This is a genomic window from Streptomyces sp. NPDC050422 (assembly GCF_044458665.1).
Taxonomy (GTDB): Bacteria; Actinomycetota; Actinomycetes; order Streptomycetales; family Streptomycetaceae; genus Streptomyces.
Genome location: NZ_JBITIE010000054.1, coordinates 1 through 5514 on the forward strand (window position 1 = coordinate 1; position 5514 = coordinate 5514).

The window sequence follows — 5514 nt, forward strand, 5'->3', positions numbered from 1 at the left end:
GTACGTCACCCCGCTCGAAACGAGAGCCTTGCTCAGACAGGACCTCGCCCCGGCAGCGTAAACACCCGCTGTCCAGCTCGCGGGGGGAACTTCAGTCCTCGGGTTCGGACCGGCCCGGCGCCCCCTTTTCCTTGCTGCGGCCGAATGCTGGTGAGCGCGGCAGACGGTGGAGTCCACCGAGACGGTCCAGCCGACCTCGTCTTCAACATCCGCCACTGCAAGGACACCCGCGAGGATCCGTTTCCATGTGCCGTTCACAACCCACCTGAGCAGGCGTTTGTGGGCAGTCTGGAAGGGCCCGAGCTCTTCAGGCGGTCACGCCAAGGCGAGCAGGTGCGGTACTTCCACGCGATAGCCTCCAGAGTCCGGCGGTGGTCGGCCCACCGCCGGCCACGGACGGGATCGGCCGGCATCAGAGGCTCGATCCGGCCCCACATTGCATCAGTGATCGCTAAACGGACAGACACGTCCGATCAACTGACGCAAGGGTCAAGGAGACATGCTCGAGCCGATTCTGGGGCCGGCTCGGGGGCGCCGTGAGAGCACGGGCAGGTACTTCTCAGGCTCGGAGGAGGAGGCGCAAGTGCGGAGAGGCCGAGCTCGGTCCGGTCGTAGCCGGCGCCTCTGAGGACCTTGATCCTGGTCACCGGGACCCCAAGTACTCGACCGGCCGACGATCACTGCGTGCGGGGCGGGACGGAGCCCGTCGGCGAACTGCAGCACGGCGCGCAGGCCGCGCTGTTTGATCTGCCCGTTCCATCCCTCGATGTCTCCGCCGCTTTGTTCGTGCGTGAGCGCCCAGGTTCGGACGTGCTGGACGACGGGTCCTCTGCGGACGCTTCAGAGACGACCTCTGCACTCCGCTCCTCGGCCTGGTCAACACCCTGGATCATTCCCGAGGCCGCCATGATCTATCGGTCCGACAACACGAGGACGCGCGCCTGGCGGAGCAGGGGCCATGGACTGACCTGTGGTCAGAGGTCGTACGGGTAGAGAGCGACCCTCACGCGCTCGATGAAGAGCTCGACCCACGTACCAGCAATACCTTCGGGCAACGGATCAGTAAGGTCCAGCAGGACCTGCGTGCCATCAAGTTCCAGCACGGCGGCGCCGTCCACTGTGAGGTTCAACCGTCCGCGCAGGACTATGCAGTGCCCACCAGGTCGAACTTCCGGTCCGGAGCCGACAGCCGACTTCGCGTTCTGCCCCCAGGTGATGTCCTCGTCGACTGTCCACTCGACGTCGTACTTGCCTGGCTTTGCGGCTTGGTCACCGCACCAGCGGACCGCGGCCCCTCCGAACGGGGTCCGGATCTGGGCCAGCCATGGGCTCCGGGGGAACTTTGTGACCCCCACCAGTTCGACCAGCATCGTTCGATCATGCAACATCCGAGTTCCCCCCGGAACCCGTGAGCTTTCGGCAGTGCCAGGCGCAGGTTCGCCGGAACGCGCGAGCATCGCTGACATCCGCTGTCGCGTCCTGTCCTACTACGCAGGAAGGGACGGGACAGGACGGAACGCGGTCGCGGACGACTAGGGAGTGTGTTGAAAGTGGATCAAGCAGTCGCCGACTCGGCGAATCAGGGGCAGCACGTACCCTCAAGGCCCTGATCATTTGCGCTTGGAGGAGTCGTATGAGCTTGGACCTGGTGCCCGTTGTCGGCGTACACCTGAAAGTGCACAGGCAGGTACAACCGAACGTGCGCAGCGGTGTGCTTGAGTTCGTCGGTGCTTCGGCTCTGTTGGTCAGTCCGGTTGGCCGGGAGTGAGGCGGGCCGCGCGGGTGGTGAGGTGGCGTCGCTCCGGTGTGCTGCTGGTGCGTCGGGCCGACTCGCGGTAGGCGTGGGCTGCTGCGTCGTGGTCGCCGAGTTGCTCCAAGAGGTGGGCCCGGACCGCGAGCAGGCGGTGGTGGTGCACCGTGCGCCGGTCGGAGTCCAGTGCCGTCAGCAGGTCGAGGCCAGCGGCGGGGCCGTGCACCATCGCGACGGCAACCGCGCGGTTGAGGGTGACCACCGGATTCGGGGCCAGGTGCTCCAGCAGGTCGTACAGGGCGAGGATCTGCGGCCAGTCGGTGGCGTCGACGTGCTCGGCCTCGTCGTGGACGGCGGCGATGGCTGCCTGCAGCTGGTACGGGCCGACCTGCCCCTTGGGCAGGGTCCGGCTGATCAGGTCGACGCCCTCCGTGACGAGCCGTCGGTCCCAGCGGGTGCGGTTTTGCTCGGCCAGCGGCACCAGGGCGCCGTCGGGCCCGGTGCGAGCGGGGCGGCGCGCGTCGGTGAGCAGCATCAGGGCGAGCAGTCCGGCGGTCTCGGCGTGGTCGGGCAGCAGGCGGTGCAGCAGGCGGGTGAGCCGGATTGCCTCGGTCGACAGGGCCGGCGCGGTCAGGCCGGCGCCGTCGGTGGCGGTGTAGCCCTCGTTGAAGACCGGGTACAGCACATGGAGTACCGACTCCAGCCGTTTGGCCTGGTCGGCGGTCTGCGGCAGGCGCAACGGCGTGGCGGAGTTCCTGACGGTCTGTTTGGCGCGGCTGATGCGCTGGGCCATGGTCGTCTCGGGCACCAGGAAGGCGGCGGCGATCTGTGCGGTGGTCAGGCCCCCGACCGCGCGCAGGGTCAGGGCGATTTGGCTGGGCTCCGACAACGCCGGGTGGCAGCACAGGAACAGCAGCGCCAGGGAGTCGTCCCGGTCCGCGTCCGCCTCGGCGTCCGCGGCGCGGCTCAGCAACTCGGCCTGGGGGGTGGCCAGGGCGATGCGGTCCTCGCGCCGACGCCGTGCCTGCTCGCTGCGCACCTGGTCTACCAGTCGGCGGGAGGCGACGGTGACCAGCCATCCGCGGGGGTTGTCCGGCAATCCCTCGGCGGGCCATTGGAGGGCGGCGGCCAGCAGCGCTTCCTGGACGGCGTCCTCGCAGGTGTCGAAGGCGCCGTAGCGGCGGACGAGCGCGCCGAGGACCTGCGGCGCCAGCTCGCGCAGCAGGTCCTCGATGCCGGGTGTCTCGCTCACAGGTCCGTCGCGGCGTCGTGCAGGACCGGCCAGAGTTCGACCGGATCGGTGTCCGCGAAGGGCATGTCGGCGGCGATCTCCTGTGCGCGCTCCAGGGACTCGCAGTCCAGCATGTAGAAGCTGGCGAGGTACTCCTTGGTCTCCAGGTACGGCCCGTCGGTGACCGCCGGGGCGCCGTCCTTGCGACGCACCAGTTGCGCGTTGGCCGCGTCCGCCAGGCCGTAGGCGCCGAGCAGTTCACCGCTGTCGCGGTACTTCTTATTGAACGCGTCCTGCCTGGCGATCGCCTCGGGCCAGGCGTCGACCGGGAAGGACTCCCACTTGGCCTGGTTGCCGTAGATCATCGCGACGTACTTCATCAGGTGTCCCCTTGTGTCCCGCGCACCCCATCGGTGCGCTTCCACCCGTCAGTCGGAGCCGGGAACGCCTCTTCGACATCCGGCACAGAGAAAACTCTTCGGATCTCCTCCGGGCCACCCTGGCGGGCTGACCCGCCCAAACGATCAACTTACCTGGCGCCCTCCGCTCAGAGGCAGCCACCCGCACTGGTGCACGTTCGCGCGTAGCCGCCTGTGCAGATTGACCCGTACGCCGACACCCGTCGACCGCGAGCCGGCCGCCGGGGCTGTCCTGCTGACCGGCATCCCCGGCAGTGGGAAGTCGACGGTGGCCGCTGCGCTGGCCGGCCGGTTCCGGATGTCGGCCCATGTCGAGGTGGACGCACTTCAGCAGATGATCGTCAGCGGTGGGCAATGGCCCTCGCCGACCGCGAATGCGGAAGCCGACCGGCAGACTTTCCTGCGGGCCCGCAACGCGTGCCTTCTGGCGAAAAGTTTCGTGCGGGCCGGCTTCATCCCAGTGCTCGATGATGTCGTGGTCCGTCGTTCCCACCTTGACTTCTACCGCACGACGCTGGCGGCCGTGCCACTCCACATCGTCATCCTGGCTCCCGGCCCGGCAGAGGCATGGCGGCGCAACCAGGCTCGGGAGAAGGCCCTGGCCACGGACTGGTCGCCACTGGATGAGGCGATGCGCTCCGAGCTCGGGCAGCAGGGAACCTGGATCGACAACGCTGCGCAGACGGTTGAAGAGACAGTCGAAGCGATCCTGACTGCGACCAGTCTGGCCTCCAGTTCTGAAGTCGAACAGCCTCTGCAATGATCGCCAGGTGGCGCGTGGAGATCTGACGGATACCCAGTGGGGCCGGCTGGCGCCGTTGTTGCCCGGGGGCAAGAAGCCGGGACGTCCACCGATATGGACCAGACGGCAGCTGATCGACGGCATACGGTTTCGGACCCGCACTGGCGTCCCATGGCGAGATGTCCCGGAGAGGTACGGCCCCTGGGGCCGGGTGTACGACTTGTTCCGCCGCTGGCAGCGAGACGGGACCTGGCAGAGCATCCTTGTCGAACTGCAGGCCCAGTCGGACGCCAAGGAACTCATAACCTGGGACATCAACGCCGACTCCACCGTGTGCCGGGCCTACCAGCACGCCGCCGGGGTGCGGAAAAGGGGGATCTACAAAAGGAGCCACCCGGCGGTGTCGGCACGGCGGAGCCGGACGACCACGGCCTTGGACGCTCGCGCGGCGGTCTGACGACCAAGCTGCATCTGGCCGTCGAGCAGGGCCAGAAGCCGATGTCGATCGTGATCACTGCCGGACAGCGAGGGGACTCTCCGCAGTTCGAACCCGTCCTGGAGAAGATTCGCGTCTCCCGTCCCGGTCCGGGCAGGCCACGCACCCGTCCGAATCGGGTCCGCGCCGACAAGGCGTACGCCTCCCGAAAGAACCGCGCCTACCTGCGCAGGCGCGGTATCCGCTGCACGATTCCAGACAAAGAGGACCAGGCTCGGAACCGCAAGAACCTCGGCTCGCACGGTGGACGGCCGCCGAAGTTCGACAAGATCGACTACCGCGAACGCCACGCGGCTGAGTGCAGCATCGATCGCCTCAAGCGACACCGGGCCGTGGCCACGAGGTACGACAAGCTTGCGGTCCGATACGAAGCGACCGTCCTCATCGCAGTCATCAATGAGTGGCTGTGACCAGCACATTCGATACACGCCCTAGCACCTGAGGCTCGAGACGGCCCCGCGTCGCGGACGCCACATCGCTGTCCGAGTCGCCGTGTGTTCGCGGAGAGGATCTCTCGCAGCGTCATGTCGATCAGCGGAGTGATCTCATAGTTCACGAGCTTCGCGAGGGACCACTTGCCGTCCCGTGCGGCGGCGTAGATGAGTGGGCAACCCGCATCTGCTGGCCGTTCGCCAGTTCAGCAGGACGAGCGGGTCAGAACCAGCAGGGTCTGGCGGTCCGGCCTGATGAGGATCGCGCGGCGCAGGACGACTACCTGACAGGGCGTCAGGTCCGACCCGGCAGTGGGATTCGGGCCCGAAGAAACCTGGTAGAGTTGAGCTCGCCGGAAAGGGAAAGCGCGAAAGCGAAGAACTGGAAAGCGAAAATGCGAGGCCCGCTTCGACCGGGAATCGGACACGAAAGAGTCTGATAGAG

General features: G+C 67.4%; 5 protein-coding genes and 1 pseudogene. 2 read left to right on the forward strand and 4 right to left on the reverse strand.

What is annotated here, in order from left to right; all coding sequences use genetic code 11:
• Positions 1-120: 120 nt before the first annotated feature.
• The 4 genes and pseudogenes from ACIBJG_RS38615 to ACIBJG_RS38630 form a co-directional block, all read right to left on the reverse strand.
• A pseudogene (locus tag ACIBJG_RS38615) lies at positions 121-467 on the reverse strand (transposase); the annotation flags it as partial.
• Between the two features lie 507 nt (positions 468-974).
• Entirely contained in the window at positions 975-1370 is a 396-nt protein-coding gene (locus tag ACIBJG_RS38620) for a hypothetical protein (RefSeq protein WP_399315014.1), read from the reverse strand.
• A gap of 375 nt (positions 1371-1745) precedes the next feature.
• Positions 1746-3002, reverse strand: coding sequence for an RNA polymerase sigma factor (locus ACIBJG_RS38625; protein ID WP_399315016.1), 1257 nt, complete (start codon positions 3000-3002; stop codon positions 1746-1748).
• Entirely contained in the window at positions 2999-3361 is a 363-nt protein-coding gene (locus ACIBJG_RS38630) for a YciI family protein (protein ID WP_399315018.1), read from the reverse strand. The genes ACIBJG_RS38625 and ACIBJG_RS38630 overlap by 4 nt, the downstream gene beginning before the upstream one ends.
• 220 nt (positions 3362-3581) lie before the next feature.
• Here ACIBJG_RS38630 and ACIBJG_RS38635 point away from each other — a divergent pair, with 220 nt between their 5' ends.
• Both ACIBJG_RS38635 and ACIBJG_RS38640 read left to right on the forward strand, forming a co-directional pair.
• Positions 3582-4163: an AAA family ATPase gene (locus ACIBJG_RS38635; RefSeq protein ID WP_399315020.1), complete on the forward strand. Its 582-nt coding sequence runs from the start codon at positions 3582-3584 to the stop codon at positions 4161-4163.
• Positions 4164-4170: 7 nt separating this feature from the next.
• Positions 4171-5048, forward strand: a protein-coding gene (locus tag ACIBJG_RS38640; RefSeq protein WP_399315021.1) for an IS5 family transposase whose coding sequence is annotated in 2 segments (ribosomal slippage) — positions 4171-4560 and positions 4563-5048 — 876 coding nt in all. Because the reading frame shifts where the segments join, the coding sequence is not laid out codon by codon here.
• Positions 5049-5514 lie beyond the last annotated feature (466 nt).

Excerpts from the sequence above, each read along its gene's own strand:
- ACIBJG_RS38630 (WP_399315018.1), bottom strand. The coding sequence starts at position 3,361 with ATGAAGTACGTCGCGATGATCTACGGCAACCAGGCCAAGTGGGAGTCC.
- ACIBJG_RS38620 (WP_399315014.1), bottom strand. The coding sequence starts at position 1,370 with ATGCTGGTCGAACTGGTGGGGGTCACAAAGTTCCCCCGGAGCCCATGG.